Origin of the sequence: Nocardioides sp. NPDC057767 (assembly GCF_042798275.1) — a bacterium.
Taxonomy (GTDB): domain Bacteria; phylum Actinomycetota; class Actinomycetes; order Propionibacteriales; family Nocardioidaceae; genus Nocardioides.
On sequence record NZ_JBHVKJ010000033.1, the window covers coordinates 59,074 to 75,064 of the forward strand.

The following is a 15,991-nucleotide window of genomic DNA, read 5'->3' on the forward strand; positions in this document are numbered from 1 at the left end:
CCTTATCTCACTGCAGCAGAGCCTGGCACCACTGACAAGCTCTGGCGAGACACGTTAGCGCGTGTCTCCAGCCGGCATGGGTCCAGTCACCGCGGTTCATGCGGCACTGTGCTCTCGGACAACATGGCGTGTTGCCTTGGGCGCCGCGATGACAATACCTAGCACGCTCGGGAGTGGGAGCGTGAAATCCGTGTCTCATCGTGGTCACCGCGACGACCCCCGGAAGTCGCCCCACCGATTCTGTCGGTGGTCGTCCGTAAGGTGTCCGTCGAGGACGGCGAGACCCATCCGAACCGAGAGGTCTCTGCTGATGATCGACACCGAATACACCGACTACATCGAGGATCTGGCCACGCCCCCGGAGCACCTGGTCTGCTCCGAGTGTGCCCAGCTGCTCACCAGGACCAACGCGATCTTGGAGCGCCTGGAGGCCGAGCTGACCCGGCCGGCCACGCCGGCGCGTCCCGAACACGAGGTGGCGCTGGACTGGCTGGCCGCGCTGTGCGGCGGCCACGAGGCGGTCACCGCGCTCGATGCCGCACCGCTGGTCGAGGACGGCCTGGACCTGCCTCTCGTGGAGGATGCGGCGGGGCGTACGCAGCTGGAGGCGGTGGCCGAGCTGCTCGACGACATCGCGGCCGACTTCCCGACCGCGGAGGTGGGCTTCGCGTTGCGGCGGGCGCTGCTGCGGCTGTGGGAGATCGACCCGTTGGTCGTCGACCGACCCACGCAGCCGACTCAGGTTGCCGCCGGGATCGTGTGGACCATCCTGGGCGCCAACGGGCTCGCCGGACCGAACGGCCTGGTCACCGCGACCGCGCTCAAGGAGCGGTTGGGCCTGAAGCGGATGCCCACGGCCTACGGCAAACAGCTGGCGGCCGCGCTCCGTGGCTTCTGGCCGTGGCAGACGCAGCGGCCCTGGGGCATGCGCGACCTTCCCGACCTCGAGCCGTTGGGTTACCCGGACCTGCTCGTCTCGAGCGTGCGCCGACGACTGATCAGGCTCCGGGACCAGGCGTGCCTCCTGCGGGACGGAGGAAGCCCTCGCTGACCAGCTCCTGGGCGATCGGCAGATAGCTGCTGCGCACGACCGCGGGGTCGCGGTCGAGGATCTGCGCGAGCGCGTCGAGGATCTGGCCGACGGCCAGGTCGCCGTCGCAGGCGCCCGCGAAGGCCGCCTCGATGGTGTCGGCCTGGCGAGCGCGGCGTAGGCCACGCTGCTGACGGAGGATGACGGTGCTCGGGTCCTCGGCGCCGGGCTGGCCGAGGGTTTCCTGCTGGACGTCCTCGGCGAGCACCAGCGTGGAGTCTTCGGTGACCTCGACGCGGGCGGCCTGGCCCCATGCCCTGATCGCCGGGGCGATCGGCTGCTCGACGTCGTAGGGCCACTCCAGGAGCTCTCGCTTCGGGTTGCTCGCGCCGGTGCGGTGAAGGTTGATCCAGCCGAACCCGACGCCTTCGATCTTCTGCTCCTCGAACCACGACAGCCAGGTGTCGTAGCGGGTCAGGTAGTCCTCGGCGCCGTGGTGGCCGGAGTCCTTGAGCCAGAGCTCTACGTACGCCGCGGGATCGAGCACCTCACGCTGGACCACGAATGCGTCGACCTCGTCGCCGAGCCAGCCCTCGAGGCGGTCGTCCCAGGGCTGCTCCTCGGAGATGATCCAGTTGCCCAGGATCTGACACCAGCCGCCCTCGGTGAGCATGCCGGGAGCCGTCTTGACGATGTCCTCGACCACCCGGTCACCCGGGAGGCCGGAGTCGCGGTAGACGAGGCGCTCGCCGGTTGCCGGGCTGATCACGAACGGCGGGTTGGTCGCGATCAGGTCGAAGCGCTCGCCGGCGACCGGCTCGAAGAACGACCCGTTGCGTACGTCGATCCGGTCCGCCACGTCGTTGAGCGCGGCGTTGAACGCGGTGATCCACAGGGCTCGCTGGTTGACGTCGGTCGCGACCACCCGATCGCTGTGGGTGGCGAGATGGAGGGCCTGCACGCCGCACCCGGTGCCGAGGTCGAGGGCGGTGCCGACCTGGTCACGGATCGTCAGTTGTGCGAGCGAGGTGGAGGCAGGGCTGATCCCGAGCACGTGCTCGGGGCCGACGCGCTGCGGGCCGCCGTCGAGCCCCGGCGTGAGATCGGAGACGACCCACAGGGCGGTGTCATCGGTGGCGTACGGGCGCACGTCGAGGCGGGCCGCGACCTCGCCGACCGACTGCTCGAGGATCCCCTCGACGGCGAGCCGGTCGACCAGCCCGGGGAGAGCCGCTTCGGCGTGGTCGAGCGAGACGGTCGTCTGCAGCAGGAAGAGCCGGATGAGGGTCTCCAGCGGGGAGCCTCCGTGGGTGCGTCGCCTGCCTGGCAGCGTCTCGTTGCGGCTGAGCGCGGCGTGGGCGATCGGGCCGAGCAGCTCGGCAACGGAGTCGTAGGAGAAGTCGGCCTGCTGGAGGGCGTCACGGAGCCGGTGCGGGAGGTCACTCACACCTGGAGCCTATGAGATCACGCGGGGAGCTGGGGCCGTCGCGAGCGCCGCGAGACGCGTGGCCTGGCAAGGCGGCGCTGCGAAGACGGCCCGGGGTTGGCCATCGAGCGGCGGCAACGCCGCCAGGACATGCGTATCGCGGCGCGCAGCAGGCTCCACCTCCCCGGGTGAGCTCATACTGGGTCAGCCCGCTGCCGCGCCCTCGGCGCTGGCGTGGATGTCGAAGACCTTGGCGAGACCGGTGATCCGGAAGATCTTGAGGAGCCGCTCCTGGGTGCAGACCAGACGCAGCATGCCGTCGTGCTGGCGGACCTTCTTCAGTCCTCCGACCAAGACGCCGAGGCCGGTCGAGTCGAGGAACTCCACGGCCTCGAGGTCGACGACGATGTCGTAGTGACCCCGAGCAACCAGCTCGGTGATCTTGTCCCTCAGCTTCGGCGCGGTATAGACGTCGATCTCGCCGCCCACGGCCACGACGGTGGCCGAGTCGAGCTCGCGAGTCGCAAGCGTCAGATCCACTTCGAAGTTCTCCTGCCAAGGAACGTGAGACAACCGACTCCGGTATCGAGCATCCTCGCGTCCGATACCCGGAGTCGATCGTAATGTAACCACGCCTCACCAGGATGCGCGCAAGAAACTCGCAACGTCATGCGGCAGAAGCGGGGCCGCAAGCGTGACGCCCACCAGGATTCTGGGAGAATATGAAGGTGTTGACGACTGCGACCGGTGATCTCGTACGCCGACTCGCTGCCGTCCCGGGTCGCGAGGACCGACTCGCTCACCTCGAGCAGGTTCCGCCCCGTGAAGCCGTCTTCGCCGACTGGCCGGCCTGGGCATCGCCCGATGTGGTCGAGGCCCTGATCGGCCGCGGGATCCGGTGTCCGTGGCAGCATCAGGCGGTGGCCGCCGAGGCCGCCCACGACGGCAGCCACGTGATCGTCTCGACCGGCACCGCCTCCGGGAAGTCGCTGGCATATCAGTTGCCCGCGCTGACCGCGATCCGAGACGGACGCGGTCCACGTGGTGAGCGCGGCGCCGGCGTCCTCTACCTCGCGCCCACCAAGGCACTCGCCCAGGACCAGCTCACCGGGCTAAGGGACCTGGGCGTCGATGTCCGCGCGGTGACCCACGACGGCGACAGCACCCGGGAGCAGCGGGACTGGGCGCGGGACTACGGCGAGTACATCCTGACCAACCCCGACATGCTGCACCGGTCGCTGCTTCCCGGACACCAGCGGTGGACGGCCTTCTTCCGGTCGCTGCGCTACGTCGTCATCGACGAGTGCCATCACTACCGCGGCGTCTTCGGGGCGCACGTCTCACACGTACTGCGCCGGCTTCGCCGCATCTGTGCCCTCTATGGCTCCTCACCCACGTTCATCCTGGCCTCGGCGACGGTCGCCGAGCCGGCGACCGCCGGCGAGCGGCTCATCGGCCTCCCGGTGCTGCCGGTGACCGCCGACACCTCACCGCGCGGCGAGCTCTCGATCGCGCTGTGGCAGCCGCCGCTGACGTCTCATGCCGGCGAGAACGGCGCGCCCGTGCGCCGCGCAGCCTCCGCGGAGACCGCCGATCTCCTCGCCGACCTGGTCTCCTCGGACGTACGCACCCTGGCTTTCGTACGTTCCCGGGTCGGTGCCGAACAGGTCGCCATGACCGCGGCCACCGAGCTGGCCGAGGTCGATCCGTCGCTGCCTGGACGGGTGACGTCCTACCGCGGTGGATATCTGCCCGAGGAGCGCCGAGCGATCGAGGCGTCACTGCGGTCGGGCGAGTTGCTGGGGCTGGCGGCGACGAACGCCCTCGAGCTCGGCATCGACATCAGCGGGCTGGACGCGGTCGTACTGGCCGGCTATCCCGGCAGGCGCTCTGCCTTCTGGCAGCAGCTCGGCCGCGCCGGACGTGGCGCCGGCGACGCACTCGGCATCCTGGTCGCCCGCGACGACCCGCTGGACACCTACCTCGTCACCCATCCGGACGCGCTGCTGGGTCAGCCGGTCGAGGCGACCGTGTTCGACCCGGCCAATCCCTACGTCGTCGGACCTCACCTCTGCGCCGCCGCTCAGGAGCTTCCGCTCACCGAGCCGGACCTACCGCTCTTCGGACCGGGCGCGCGCGAGATCGTGGACAACCTGGTCGCCTCGGGGCTTCTGCGCAAGCGGCCTCGTGGCTGGTACTGGACCGACCGCCGGCGTGCCGCGGATCTCGCCGACATCCGCTCCTCCGGCGGGTCCCAGGTGCAGCTGATCGAGGCCGAGACCGGCCGGGTCGTCGGCACGGTCGACGCTGCGAGCTCGCACGCCAGCGCACATGCCGGCGCCGTCTACGTCCACCGCGGCGAGACCTATCTCGTGCACGAGCTCGACCTGGAGGAGAACGTCGCGGTGATCTCCCGCGACGACCCCGGATACTCCACCTCTGCCCGGGAGATCACCGAGATCTCGATCGTCGCCGAGCGGGAGCAGGTCGCCTGGGGAGAGAGCCGGCTGGCCTACGGCGACGTCGACGTCACCCACCAGGTCGTCTCCTTCCTGCGCCGGCGGCAGCCGAGCGGCGAGGTGCTGGGCGAGGAGCTCCTCGAACTGCCCGAACGTAGGCTGCGCACGTCTGCGGTCTGGTGGACCGTGCCCGCGTCGGCCCTCGAGGCCGCCGGGTTGGAGGATGCGGACATCCCGGGTGCCGCCCACGCCGCCGAACACTGCTCGATCGGCCTGCTCCCGCTGATCGCGACCTGCGACCGCTGGGACATCGGTGGCGTCAGCACCGCATCCCACCCGGACACCGGCATGCTCACCGTCTTCGTCTACGACGGCCATCCCGGCGGTGCCGGGTTCTCCGAACGTGGCTTCCGAGCCGCGCGGGAGTGGCTCGGTGCCACCTTGGAGACCATCGAAGCCTGCGAGTGCGACGACGGCTGCCCCTCCTGTGTGCAGTCGCCCAAGTGCGGCAACCAGAACAATCCCCTCGACAAGCAGGGCGCGATCGTGTTGTTGCGTCTCCTCCTCCAGAAATAGGCCTACCCTGGGGAAATGTTGATCTTGGGCCTCGTGCTGATCGTCGTTGCAGCAGCTCTCATCGTTCTCGGCCTCTTCACCACCGGCAACGGTGACCTCGAGGATCCGACCGCCACTCTCCTCGGTCTCCCGGTCGGCGGGACCACGATCTTCGTGATCGGCCTCGTCGCCGGCGTACTCCTCCTCTTCGGCCTCTGGCTCACGAAGTGGGGCGGCAAGCTCCAGGCGAAGAACATGAAGGAGAAGCGCGACCTGCGCAAGCTGGCCCAGTCGCTGCAGGAGGCCACGCCCGAGTCGAAGGACGAGAGCCAGGCCTAGTCCGGCGGGGTCTCCGCCGGCCCAGCTCTCGCCTCGGCCACCGGATCTCCCGGCTGGCCGAGCCAGCGCGGGCCCTCGACCCGCACCGTGACGGTGACGTCCTCTCCCGCGGTCACACACGACTCCAAGGTGGCGTCGTTCCGTTCGGAGACAGCCGATGCCGCCGCACACGCGTCCTCGGAGATCTGAAGCGCGTTGGCTCCTGCCAACGCCGCCAGATCGGCTGCGGACTGGGCCGTGCGGTGGGCCACGAAGACCGCGCCCACCACACCCAGCGCCGCACCGAGGAAGAGCAGCAGCCCGATCACACCGATCGCGAAGGGCGCCGCCGACCCGCGTTCGCCCCGCGAGGTCCGGACCGCGCTCACCGCTCTCCCTGGATTGCCTCGGTTGCGGCAACCGCCTCGCCGCGCACGGTCACGCCCGGCATCCAGCTGAAGATCCCGCCGGGTCCGGTGACCCGGGCCTGGGCCGAGGCGACGACCTCCTCCGCGCCTGCGCTCACCCTCATCTGGGTGCCCGCAGGTCCGACCCGCCGCCCGCGGGCGGCGGCAGAGCCGCTGTCGTCGCCCCGGGCGACAGCACGCGCAGTCTCCCGGGCCGCGTCGACCACCTGGATCTGTGCCGCTCCCACCGACAGCAACCAGACCAGCCCGATGGTCACGGCCACCAGGAGCGGGATGGCCATCACCAGCTCTGCGGTGGCGGCCCCACGCTCGCCGCGCTGTCCACGGACCACGGCTCAGATCCCCAGGAGACTGAGCACGTGCTGGAACAGCCTGTTGAGCAGGTCGTTGCCGAAACCGCCGGTGAGCAGCTTGTAGAGCAGGCCGGCGAGCCCCGCGCCGGCCGCCGTGCCGACGGCGTATTCAGCCGTCGTGATCCCCTTTTCGTTCCTGTGAAGATGTGCCTTGGTCATGGTTGGTCTCCTCTGGTCGATGGCCGTCCGTACGGCCGTTCACGGACGACAATGACCCGCTCCACCGACATTCGCGACCGCCTTGTCGCCGGCTGTGGAAAACGCGCTCCCGAACACACCTTGTGGATGACAATCGGCCCGTTGATCAGGGAAAACAGGAGCGCCGAGACGTCGGTGACGCCTCGACGGTGGGTCAGATCCCGAGGTTGGAGAGAAGCCCGCCGACGACCGGGACGACGCCCAGCAGCAGGAAGGCGGGAAGGAGGCAGATGCCGAGCGGGACGGCGGCCTTGACGCCCACCGAGCGGGCCCGGTCCTCGACCTCGGCGCGTGCGTTTCTGGTGAGGTCGTCGGCGAGACGTTCGACCGTCGTGGCGACCGGGGCGCCGGTCGCTTGGGCCCGGGCCAACGCCCGACCCAGCGGCGCGAGCGCGGGATCGTCCACCAGGGTGCGCCAGGTCTTCTCCGGATCGGCTCCCAGATGGAGCCGGGACGCCGCCGGCAGCAGCCGGGCGGCAGCCGGTCCGGGCAGCGCGGCCGCGACCGCCACCAGGGCCTCTGCAGGGGCCGCGCCGGAGGACAGTGCGGCGGAGAGCAGGCGGACCAGCGCGGGCAGGTCGGCCTTGGCCGCCTCGCGCTCGCGCCGGACCTCCGCGGGTTCGACGCGACCGATGACGAGCCAGCAGACGACCCCGGCCGGGGCGGCGAGCACGGCCCCCATGGCGCCCCCGACGAAGGTGTAGACGGCACCGGCGGCGAGCAGCGCCAGCAAGGGGCGCCAACGCATCATCCAGCCACCGGAATCGCCCCGATCATCGCGAACCGCGACGCGTGCAGGAAGAGGTGAGGCCGGCGCCGGCAGCAACGCCGCTGCCAACCCGAGCGCAACCGCCACGAGCCAGGTGCTCATCTCGCCTCGACCCCACGCGCGATGCCCTCGATCCACCACAGGCCCAGCCAGCCGAGCAGCAGTCCGAGACCGAGACAGGCCAGGCCCACCGGGGAACCGAAGAGGAACGCCAGCGGGTCACCGCCGACTCCGCTGCCCATCGCCAGAGCAGCGACCGGCAGACCGGCGATCAGACGGGCGGTGGAGCGGGCCGAGCCGAGCTCGCCGTCGACCACCCGCTGGGTGGCCGCCGCCGCGCGCAGATCGAGCGCGACCCGGTCGAGCGCATCCGCGAGACCGCTTCCGGTCTGGTGAGCGATCTGCCAGGCCGCGGCGACGACCCGGAGCGAACTCGCCCCGGGCACCTCGGCAACCTCACGCCAGGCGGCGGGGACGTCCGAGCCCATCCGCTGCGCCTCCGCGACCGGCTCGATCACCGGCCACTCCGCCGCGAGCTGTGACAGCGCCGGTCCGGGTGGATGTCCGGCGGCCAGCTCTGCGGCCATCTGCTCGCAGGCTTCGACCACGCGGTCGGCCGTACGTCCCGCCGCGATCCGTTCGCAGCGGCGCCGCCACAGGGCGACGCCGCCGAAGGTGGCGATCCCGAGCAAGACAGCCGCGACGACCGCCTTGCCCGGGAAGACGATGGGGATGACGGCGACCAGGACGAACGACCATCGCGGCACCCGCCACGCAGACTCCCGTGATCCGACCACGGCCCGCGGGCGGATCATCAACGCTGCCGCAGCACCTGCCAGGCAGGCGACCAGTCCGAGACCGACCCCACTCACCGGTCCGCTCCCAGCAGCGACTCCAACCGGCTCGAGGCGGGCCCGGCGACGACATCGCCGTCGGCGGCCACGGAGCAGGCCGTCTCCATCCGGACCAGCCCGTCCGCACCGCGTAGCGGGACAGCGACCTCGGTCAGCACCCGGCGGCCCTCACGCCGCCGCAGATGCACGACCACGTCCACCCCGGAGGCGAACTGGCTGTGCGCCGCGTCCCGGCCTAGGCCCGCCGCGAGCGCCAGCGCCTCCACCCGGGCCGGGACGTCGGCGGCTGAGTTGGCGTGCAGCGTGCCGCAGCCGCCCTCGTGCCCCGTGTTCAGCGCAGCGAGCAGGTCGACGACCTCGGCACCCCGCACCTCCCCCACGACCAGCCGGTCCGGCCGCATCCGGAGAGCCTGACGGACCAGCGTGTGGAGCTCGACCGCACCGGCGGCCTCGATGTTGGCCGGGCGCGCCTCGAGACCGACCACGTGCGGATGGTCCGGGCGCAGCTCGGAAGCATCCTCCACGAGCACCAGCCGCTCCTCGGGCGGCACCAGCGACAACAGCGACGCCAGCAGGGTGGTCTTGCCGGTGCCCGTGCCGCCGGAGACGAGAAAGGCGGACCGCGCCAGCACCAACCGCCGCAACAGATCGGCCACGATCGGAACGACCATTCCCGAAGACTCGAGCTCGGAGAGTGTGAACGCCCGCGCTGAAGGCACTCGCAACGAGATCACCGTGCCCGGACGCGCCAGCGGCGCGAGCACCGCGTGGAACCTGCTGCCGTCGCTCAGCCGCAGGTCGACGTAGGGCGAGGCGTCGTCGAGCCGGCGTCCGGCCCCCGCAGCCAGGCGCTGGGCCAGCCGCCGGACCGCGTCGTCGTCGGGAAACGCCACCGGAGCGGGTTCCAGGCCGGATCCGCGGTCGATGAAGACCTGGTCGGGCCCGTTGACGAGGACGTCGGTGACTCCGGGAAGCCGCAGCAGCGGCTCCAACGGCCCGGCCCCCACCACGTCACGGCGCAGCATCTCGAAGACCCCGAGCACCGTCGCGTCGCCGACGATCCGTCCCTCGGCCCGAAGCGCCTCCTGGACCCGGTGCGGGGTGAGCTCTCCCGGCGTACGCGCCAGGTGGTCGCGCACCAGGTCGACGACCTGAGGCGCGATGTCGACCGCCCCGACTCCGCCGATCATGCCGCCATCACCCCGCTCCGAAGCCGGCAGCGCACCAGCACCTCGGCCGCCGCACGGGCCAGCGGCGCCCGCTTGGAGCGGATCGGCCCGAGCCCCAGGTCGATGGCCTCCGAGAGCCCGCGCTGGTCGGACATGGAGGCGATGACCGGAAGGCCGAGCGCACGCCCGACCGCCTCCGGCTCGGCGGCGCGACCGCGGACGACGACCCGCACCCGGTCCCGTTCGGGAAGCCGGGAGATCAGCCGCGCGGCGGAGGCCGTCCCGGTCACGTTTCCGCGAACCACGACCAGGACGACGTCGCAGCCGCTGAGCAGCGCCTCCGCCGCCGGATCCGACTCACGGGGCAGGTCGACGACGACCAGGTCGTGCCCTCGCCGGGCCGCGGCGAGGACCTCGCGCACGACCTCGGCCCTCGGGGGCACCACATCGGCACCCGGCCACCCCAGCAGGCCCAGCGACCCGACGTGCGGCACCGCCTCGCGCAGCGCCCGGGCACCCAGCCGCCCGGCGGTCTGCCCGAGGTCTCCCCAGGTCACCCCGGGCATCTCGTCGAGCCCGAGCACCCTTCCGGCACCGGGCCCGAGCCGGTCGGCGTCGATCAGCAGGGTCGGCCCACGGTCGGCTCCCAGGCTGGCCAGGGCCGCGGCGTACGTCGTCGCCCCGGCCCCGCCCGATCCGGCCAGCACGCCGACCACCATGCCGTGGCCGCCCTCGCCGTCGCCGACGTCGGCGAGCAGCCCGGCGACCACGGTCTCGGCCGCGGGCAGCTCCAACAGCGTCTCGGCGCCGACTTCGAGGGCGGCCCGGAGAAGCGGCTCACCGGTAGCGCCCCAACTCACGACGTACACCCCGTCCCTCCTCGGCGGACACAACGACGCCACCTCCGCCAGGAGATCGGCGCCGACGAGGATCAGCGGTGGTCGTTGCCATCGGCGCAGGGCACCGGCGGCATCGGTGCACTCCTCGACGATGACGCCCGAGGCAGCGGCCAGACGGGCCGCCTCAGCGGCCAGCAACGAGTCCGAGGTGATGACGAGAGGTTCCGAGGTCATGGCAGCAGGATCCGCCGCGGCACCGACGATTCCACCCGAAAATCGGGAGCCTGTGGATAACTCGGTCCCGGACCCGCCCTGTGGATGATGATCGGCCCGCCCAGTTGGCGTCTACCATGTCCGCATGACACGCATCGCTGCGTTCTTCGATCTCGACAAGACGATCATCGCGAGGTCGAGCACGCTTGCGTTCTCCAAGCACTTCCAGGCCGGCGGCCTGATCACCCGCGCGGCCATGATCCGCTCGGCCTACACCCAGTTCGTCTACGTCGTCGGCGGGGCCGATCACGACCAGATGGAGAAGATGCGCAAGGCGCTCTCCGAGATGGTCACCGGGTGGGACGTTGCGACAGTGAAGGAGATCGTCGCCGACACCCTCCACAACGTGGTCGATCCGCTCGTCTACGAGGAGGCCGTGCAGCTCATCGAGCAGCACCACGCCCAGGGCCACGACGTCATCATCGTCTCCGCCTCCGGCACAGAGCTGGTCGAGCCGATCGGCGCGATGCTCGGCGCCGATCACGTCGTCGCCACCCAGATGGGGATCAAGGACGGTCGCTACACCGGCGAGATCGAGCTCTACGCCTACCGCGAGGAGAAGGCCCGCGCGGTTCAGCAGCTGGCCGAGCGCTTCGGCTACGACCTGGAGCAGTCCTACGCCTACTCGGACTCGATCACCGACACCCCCATGCTGGAGGAGGTCGGTCACGCCTTCGCGGTCAACCCCGACAAGGACCTCCGCAAGGTCGCCAAGGAGCGCGGCTGGGACATCCTGGTCTTCAACAAGCCGGTCGCGCTGCGAAGCCGGGTGCTCACTCCGTCCACGCCGACCCTGGCCGCGCTGGCCGTCGGCGGTGCCGTGGCGATCGCCGGCGGGGTCATCTGGGCCGGCACGAAACGCCGTCGCCTAGGCGCCTGACGCAATTCTGCAGGAGCGACATGATCCTCCTCATCCTCCAGAAATTCCAGCCTTGAATCTGGCCGCCAATCAGCGTAGAAACAATGTCGTAACAAGACGTACACGAGGCCAGGCACCCACGCGGCGATCCACCCATCTGATGGGGTGCTGTAGCCGGGGAGAAATCCCGGCGCAGTGACCAGACCTTGCACGCTTGGTAACCAAAAGGTCTCGTGGACACGGTGGCATCCGGTGTTCACAACCCACCGGGTGCCACCACTTTATTCGGCCGCGTCCAGGCGCAGCGGCGAAGCCTCGGCCCCGGCGGCGTACGCCTCTGCCGCATAGAGCAGCCACGAGTGCGCACCCGCCCGGCCGCCCTCGCGGAAGCCGCGCAGGTTGGACTCGTAGGCGGCCCGCAGCGCCAGGTGACCGGCCTCGGGCACAACCAGCGACTTCTCGTCCACCCCGCGCGCGACCAGGATGAGCCGCTCCGCGGCACGCGCGACCAGCCCGTTGTGGGACGCGAACGGCGCCGACGTCGCCAGATCGGCGTGCACGAACGCCGCCACGACCAACGCCGGTGCGGACGTCGGCGCGAGCAGCAGGTCGGAGAGCCGACGCAACCTCTCGGCCGCATCCGCCGAGCGCGGCCGACCCAGCTCCTCGGCCTCCAACGACGCCCCCGCAGCCAGCGCGTGGATCCGCGCGAACGCCTGCAGGGGCGCCTGCTTCACCACCGGCACCAGCGAGAGCAGCTCGGTCGAGAGCCGCACTGCGTCCTGCGCGATCGCGTCCCCGCCGGAGGCACGGACCTCGCCCAAGGACGAGGAGGACCCTTCCAGCACGGCTGACGCGTGCGCCCCGCGCAGCAGCGACTCGGCGGTGGTCTCGGGGGACGTACGCCGCAGTCCCCGGTCACGCAGCATCACGTCGATGCCGTCACGAGCTGCGGCGAAGCCCGAGGCCACACCTTCGAGCGACACCAACCGGGCGAGCGGATCATCCTTCACACGATGAAGTCTAAGCGGGGGTTACCCTGGCCACGATGACGGACCCAGCGAACCCCGACCCGGCACGCTCCTTCGGAAGCGTGGCGGACAGCTATGACCGCGGGCGCCCGTCCTACCCGGTCGATGCGGTGAAGTGGCTGGTCGGTGACGAACCGGTGAGCGTTCTCGAGCTGGGCGCCGGCACCGGCAAGCTCACCGAGGTGCTCGTCGGCCTGGGCCACGACGTCTTCGCGACCGACCCGGACGACGCGATGCTCGACATCCTCTCCGAGAAGCTCCCGGACGTACGCGCCACCAGCGGCACCGCCGAGCAGATCCCGACCGGCGACAGTCTCTACGACGTGGTCGTGGTCGGGCAGGCCTTCCACTGGTTCGACCACGCGAAGGCGCTGGCGGAGGTCGGGCGGGTGCTGCGTACGGACGGACGACTCGCCGTGATCCAGAACGAGCGTGACGAGCGGATCCCCTGGGTGCGCAAGCTGGGCCGACTGATCGGCAAGCAGGACAACGACTTCGACCCGACGAGGATCCTCGACGACTCCGGACTGTTCTCGGCGGCCGAGGCCAAGACGTTCCGTCACTGGCAGCTCGTCGACCGCCACTCGATCCAGGACCTGGTGCTGTCGCGGTCCAACGTCGCGGTCCTCCGGCCGGAGGCACAGGACGAGAAACGACGAGAGGTGCTGGCGTTCTACGACGGCTACGGCCGCGGCATGGACGGCATGCAGCTGCCCTACAACTGCCGCGGCTGGCGCGCGCAGGTGCTCCCGCATGCCCAGGCCAAGCACACCGACGACGCCGTCGAGGTGCACGACGCCCTCGAGGTGCACGACGCCGACCGGCCGACGGTGCCGCTGGCCAAGCGCACCGACACCGCCGTACGCCTGCCGCGGGTCGTCACCGACCCCGAGAACGGCGACGACGACCTGCTCATCGACTTCCGGTGAGCGGGTCGCGAGCCTTCGTGGTGGCGGCGTCGCGCGCCGGGTCCATCAGGTCGAAGCTCTGGATGACCCAGAAGATCGCGAAGCACACCAGCAGCGACACCTCGGTCGCCAGCAGCCAGAGGTGCCACCCGGCCAGGCCGAGCACGATGCCGGCCGCCAGCAGCAGCACCATCGCCACGACCAGCGCCCAGTAGGTCTTGTCCAGCCGGGTGCGCGCCTTGTCGGCCTCGCGCGCGATCTTCCGTACGCCCCAGTCGGTGTTGAGCACGACCGCCAGCGCGAACGGCGTGAAGGTGAAGATCGCCGCGAGCCCGTGTGCCTTGGTCGCGAAGGTCTCCTGGTCGATCAGCAGCCAGCCGACACCGACGACCCACGCCCCCGCGACCGAGACCAGACCGATCAGCCCCCAGCGCGACGGCCAGGCGCCGGCAGCGGCACGCTTGCGGAGCCCGAAGATCAGCACGACCACCCAGCCGATCGCCATCACCGCCAGATAGCTCCAGGCGTTGTTCACGATCGCCGCCTTGTCGATCTCCTGCCCGACCTCGGGTGTCGGCACGAAGCCGACCATCGGCGCCGACAGCCCGGCGAGGTTGAGGGCGGTGTCCTCCGCGTCGGTGTATCCCCGCAGCACCACCAGACACACGCCCAGCGCGCACAGGACGGCGGTGAAGACCGGGCCAGCAGGGGTGTAGTAGTAGGACGAGATGGAGGTCTGCCACTCCCCGCTCACGATCGTCTCGGCACCCACCGAGACCGCCAGGCCCAGAAGCAGACAGCACAGCGCGAAACGGACATAGCGGTACGTCGTCACCTCGGTCGTCATGGTTCCCGAAGGTAGCGGGATCCGGCCACCGGTGCGCCTCTATCGGGCAGCGCGTCCGAGACCCGCGCCATCCGTTCACCGAACAATCTCGGTGAACGCATAGCGTGACGCACGCCACATCCGATAGCGTAAATCAACTCCGGATCCCCGCCGGTTTCGAGAAATCCTCCGTCCCTCCCTACGATGCGCGCGTGAAGATGACGAACAAGTGAAATCACGCGTCCCGAGCCGACGACGCCTTGGGATGTTCATCCCGAAGCGTTAGCGTCCACCCCGGATGCCGAAGGCGCCCGATGTTGCCCTGAACTCGTTCACACGGGCCTGCTGGCTGATGCTCGATCAGCGACGATCACCTGCAAAGCCGCATATCTCTGCCGTAGCCCCACCAACTCCAACGCTCGGGCGATGCCGCCCTGCGGACCAGTGAGGTCGACATGTCTGACGTGGCATACCTCGAGGACGGCCCGTCCGTCCTCTCCCTGTACGAAGGTTTCTTCGCCGGCGGCGCCCGGATCCTGCATACCGCCGTCGTCCGCGCGCTCGATGCCACCACGCCTCATCGGCACAGCGTGCTGAGCCTCAGCGACCGTGTCCAGCGCGAGTTCACCGCCCAGCGGATCTCCTCGGACAACTCCTACCGGCGCCTGACCTCGGCAGGTGTGCCCGTCCGAGCGTTGAGGCGTACGCCGACCGGCCCGATCACCGCCAGCCAGCTCAAGCGGGTGGCGCAGTCGGTGGCGAAGGCGGACGTCGTGCTCTCCCTCAAGGAGCAGCCACTCACGGTGCTGGGCAAGGTCGGCACGTCGGGCACTCCGCTGATCACCTGCCTGCACCGCTCCGACCCCGAGCATCAGGGGGCCGGCGTACAGGAGCTCATCGACCTCGACCGGGCCGGGCTGCTGACCGCGGCGGTGTGCTGCGCGGAGTCGACGCAGCGGGCCTACCACGAGGCGACCGGCATCCCGCTGGAGCGACTGCCGGTCTTCCCGAACGGTGTGGACCTCCACAAGTTCCGCACCGACGCCGACCTGCGGGCGAGCAAGCGCGCCGAGCTCGGCGTGAGCGGCGAGCAGCCGGTCGTGATGATCGCGGCCCGCTTCGGCGAGATGAAGAACATCCCGCTCTTCGTCCGCGCCGCGCGCCGGTTCGTCCGGGAGCACCCCGACGCCCACCTCGTCATGTGCGGTGCCGGGATGACCGCGGAAAACCCGGCCTTCGCAGCACTCGTGGCCGAGGAGCTCGGCGCGTGGCCGGCCCTGGAGACCAACCTGCACGCCCTGGGGATCCAGAGCCAGATGGCGCCGCTCTACAACGCCGCCGACCTGATCACGCTCACCTCGGCGTTCGGCGAGGCCGCCCCGCTGTGCCTGCTCGAGGGGATGGCCTGCGGTGCGGTCCCGGTGACCACGGCGGTCGGCGACGCTCCGGCGATGGTCGGCGACCCGCGCCTGGTCGCGTCCTTCGACCCGGCCGAGATGGCCGAGACCTGGAAGGTCGCCTTCGCCCAGCGCGAGGAGCACTTCGAGCGCATCTTCCGCAACCGGCAGCGCCTCTCCGAGCAGCGGCTCTTCGACGCGTACGCACGGCTCATCAAGGAGTCCGCCGACACGGCTCTCATCCCGGTCGCGGTCTGAGACGGCCGCTGGTCGAGCCCCGTGAGCTGTCTCTTATACAC

General features: G+C 70.4%; 17 protein-coding genes. 6 read left to right on the plus strand and 11 right to left on the minus strand.

Annotation, left to right across the window (positions count from 1 at the left end; genetic code table 11):
- Positions 1-310 precede the first annotated feature (310 nt).
- Complete coding sequence (locus ACFVDI_RS17840) at positions 311-1,051, plus strand: hypothetical protein (protein ID WP_378907421.1); 741 nt, start codon at positions 311-313, stop codon at positions 1,049-1,051.
- Here the strand turns inward: ACFVDI_RS17840 and ACFVDI_RS17845 are convergent.
- Together ACFVDI_RS17845 and ACFVDI_RS17850 are read right to left on the minus strand one after the other, a co-directional pair.
- Positions 999-2,477, minus strand: coding sequence for a methyltransferase (locus tag ACFVDI_RS17845; RefSeq protein ID WP_378907424.1), 1,479 nt, complete (start codon positions 2,475-2,477; stop codon positions 999-1,001). The two genes, ACFVDI_RS17840 and ACFVDI_RS17845, sit on opposite strands and share 53 nt — an antisense overlap.
- Positions 2,478-2,660: 183 nt before the next feature.
- Positions 2,661-2,996 (minus strand): anti-sigma factor antagonist, encoded by a 336-nt coding sequence (locus tag ACFVDI_RS17850; protein ID WP_165109518.1) that lies wholly within the window; start codon positions 2,994-2,996, stop codon positions 2,661-2,663.
- 182 nt (positions 2,997-3,178) lie between these two features.
- Here ACFVDI_RS17850 and ACFVDI_RS17855 point away from each other — a divergent pair, with 182 nt between their 5' ends.
- The gene (locus ACFVDI_RS17855) at positions 3,179-5,491 is read left to right on the plus strand and encodes a DEAD/DEAH box helicase (protein WP_378907426.1); all 2,313 of its coding nucleotides are present in this window, start codon (positions 3,179-3,181) and stop codon (positions 5,489-5,491) included.
- Positions 5,492-5,506: 15 nt separating this feature from the next.
- The gene (locus tag ACFVDI_RS17860; RefSeq protein ID WP_378907430.1) at positions 5,507-5,809 is read left to right on the plus strand and encodes a hypothetical protein; all 303 of its coding nucleotides are present in this window, start codon (positions 5,507-5,509) and stop codon (positions 5,807-5,809) included.
- Here ACFVDI_RS17860 and ACFVDI_RS17865 read toward each other — a convergent pair.
- The 7 genes from ACFVDI_RS17865 to ssd form a co-directional block, all read right to left on the minus strand.
- Positions 5,806-6,177 carry an Rv3654c family TadE-like protein gene (locus tag ACFVDI_RS17865; RefSeq protein ID WP_378907432.1) on the minus strand — a complete coding sequence of 124 codons (372 nt, stop codon included), beginning with the start codon at positions 6,175-6,177 and terminating at the stop codon, positions 5,806-5,808. The genes ACFVDI_RS17860 and ACFVDI_RS17865 overlap by 4 nt on opposite strands.
- Positions 6,174-6,548 carry a TadE family type IV pilus minor pilin gene (locus ACFVDI_RS17870; RefSeq protein ID WP_378907435.1) on the minus strand — a complete coding sequence of 125 codons (375 nt, stop codon included), beginning with the start codon at positions 6,546-6,548 and terminating at the stop codon, positions 6,174-6,176. Before ACFVDI_RS17870 ends, ACFVDI_RS17865 begins: the two co-directional genes overlap by 4 nt.
- A gap of 3 nt (positions 6,549-6,551) precedes the next feature.
- Positions 6,552-6,728 carry a DUF4244 domain-containing protein gene (locus ACFVDI_RS17875; protein WP_378907438.1) on the minus strand — a complete coding sequence of 59 codons (177 nt, stop codon included), beginning with the start codon at positions 6,726-6,728 and terminating at the stop codon, positions 6,552-6,554.
- Between the two features lie 193 nt (positions 6,729-6,921).
- Positions 6,922-7,638 carry a type II secretion system F family protein gene (locus ACFVDI_RS17880; RefSeq protein ID WP_378907440.1) on the minus strand — a complete coding sequence of 239 codons (717 nt, stop codon included), beginning with the start codon at positions 7,636-7,638 and terminating at the stop codon, positions 6,922-6,924.
- Complete coding sequence (locus tag ACFVDI_RS17885; protein ID WP_378907443.1) at positions 7,635-8,408, minus strand: type II secretion system F family protein; 774 nt, start codon at positions 8,406-8,408, stop codon at positions 7,635-7,637. The genes ACFVDI_RS17880 and ACFVDI_RS17885 overlap by 4 nt, the downstream gene beginning before the upstream one ends.
- The gene (locus tag ACFVDI_RS17890) at positions 8,405-9,580 is read right to left on the minus strand and encodes a TadA family conjugal transfer-associated ATPase (protein WP_378907445.1); all 1,176 of its coding nucleotides are present in this window, start codon (positions 9,578-9,580) and stop codon (positions 8,405-8,407) included. The genes ACFVDI_RS17885 and ACFVDI_RS17890 overlap by 4 nt, the downstream gene beginning before the upstream one ends.
- Complete coding sequence (gene ssd, locus ACFVDI_RS17895; protein ID WP_378907448.1) at positions 9,577-10,632, minus strand: septum site-determining protein Ssd; 1,056 nt, start codon at positions 10,630-10,632, stop codon at positions 9,577-9,579. The genes ACFVDI_RS17890 and ssd overlap by 4 nt, the downstream gene beginning before the upstream one ends.
- Positions 10,633-10,756: 124 nt before the next feature.
- Here ssd and ACFVDI_RS17900 point away from each other — a divergent pair, with 124 nt between their 5' ends.
- Entirely contained in the window at positions 10,757-11,551 is a 795-nt protein-coding gene (locus ACFVDI_RS17900; RefSeq protein ID WP_378907450.1) for an HAD family hydrolase, read from the plus strand.
- Between the two features lie 260 nt (positions 11,552-11,811).
- Here the strand turns inward: ACFVDI_RS17900 and ACFVDI_RS17905 are convergent, their stop codons facing one another.
- Positions 11,812-12,543, minus strand: coding sequence for an oxidoreductase (locus ACFVDI_RS17905; RefSeq protein ID WP_378907453.1), 732 nt, complete (start codon positions 12,541-12,543; stop codon positions 11,812-11,814).
- A 35-nt stretch (positions 12,544-12,578) separates the two neighbouring features.
- Between ACFVDI_RS17905 and ACFVDI_RS17910 the strand changes: the two genes are divergently transcribed.
- Positions 12,579-13,490 carry a class I SAM-dependent methyltransferase gene (locus ACFVDI_RS17910; protein WP_378907455.1) on the plus strand — a complete coding sequence of 304 codons (912 nt, stop codon included), beginning with the start codon at positions 12,579-12,581 and terminating at the stop codon, positions 13,488-13,490.
- Here the strand turns inward: ACFVDI_RS17910 and ACFVDI_RS17915 are convergent.
- Positions 13,474-14,316, minus strand: a complete 843-nt coding sequence (locus ACFVDI_RS17915) for a hypothetical protein (protein ID WP_378907458.1) — start codon at positions 14,314-14,316, stop codon at positions 13,474-13,476. The genes ACFVDI_RS17910 and ACFVDI_RS17915 overlap by 17 nt on opposite strands.
- A 434-nt stretch (positions 14,317-14,750) precedes the next feature.
- On the opposite strand from ACFVDI_RS17915, the gene ACFVDI_RS17920 reads away from it, so the two are divergent.
- Positions 14,751-15,950: a glycosyltransferase gene (locus ACFVDI_RS17920; RefSeq protein ID WP_378907460.1), complete on the plus strand. Its 1,200-nt coding sequence runs from the start codon at positions 14,751-14,753 to the stop codon at positions 15,948-15,950.
- Positions 15,951-15,991 lie beyond the last annotated feature (41 nt).

Coding starts and splice junctions, on each gene's coding strand:
- ACFVDI_RS17840 (WP_378907421.1), top strand. CDS start 311: ATGATCGACACCGAATACACCGACTACATCGAGGATCTGGCCACGCCC.
- ACFVDI_RS17855 (WP_378907426.1), top strand. CDS start 3,179: ATGAAGGTGTTGACGACTGCGACCGGTGATCTCGTACGCCGACTCGCT.
- ACFVDI_RS17860 (WP_378907430.1), top strand. CDS start 5,507: ATGTTGATCTTGGGCCTCGTGCTGATCGTCGTTGCAGCAGCTCTCATC.
- ACFVDI_RS17875 (WP_378907438.1), bottom strand. CDS start 6,728: ATGACCAAGGCACATCTTCACAGGAACGAAAAGGGGATCACGACGGCT.
- ACFVDI_RS17880 (WP_378907440.1), bottom strand. CDS start 7,638: ATGAGCACCTGGCTCGTGGCGGTTGCGCTCGGGTTGGCAGCGGCGTTG.
- ACFVDI_RS17890 (WP_378907445.1), bottom strand. CDS start 9,580: ATGATCGGCGGAGTCGGGGCGGTCGACATCGCGCCTCAGGTCGTCGAC.
- ssd (WP_378907448.1), bottom strand. CDS start 10,632: ATGACCTCGGAACCTCTCGTCATCACCTCGGACTCGTTGCTGGCCGCT.
- ACFVDI_RS17900 (WP_378907450.1), top strand. CDS start 10,757: ATGACACGCATCGCTGCGTTCTTCGATCTCGACAAGACGATCATCGCG.
- ACFVDI_RS17910 (WP_378907455.1), top strand. CDS start 12,579: ATGACGGACCCAGCGAACCCCGACCCGGCACGCTCCTTCGGAAGCGTG.
- ACFVDI_RS17915 (WP_378907458.1), bottom strand. CDS start 14,316: ATGACGACCGAGGTGACGACGTACCGCTATGTCCGTTTCGCGCTGTGC.
- ACFVDI_RS17920 (WP_378907460.1), top strand. CDS start 14,751: ATGTCTGACGTGGCATACCTCGAGGACGGCCCGTCCGTCCTCTCCCTG.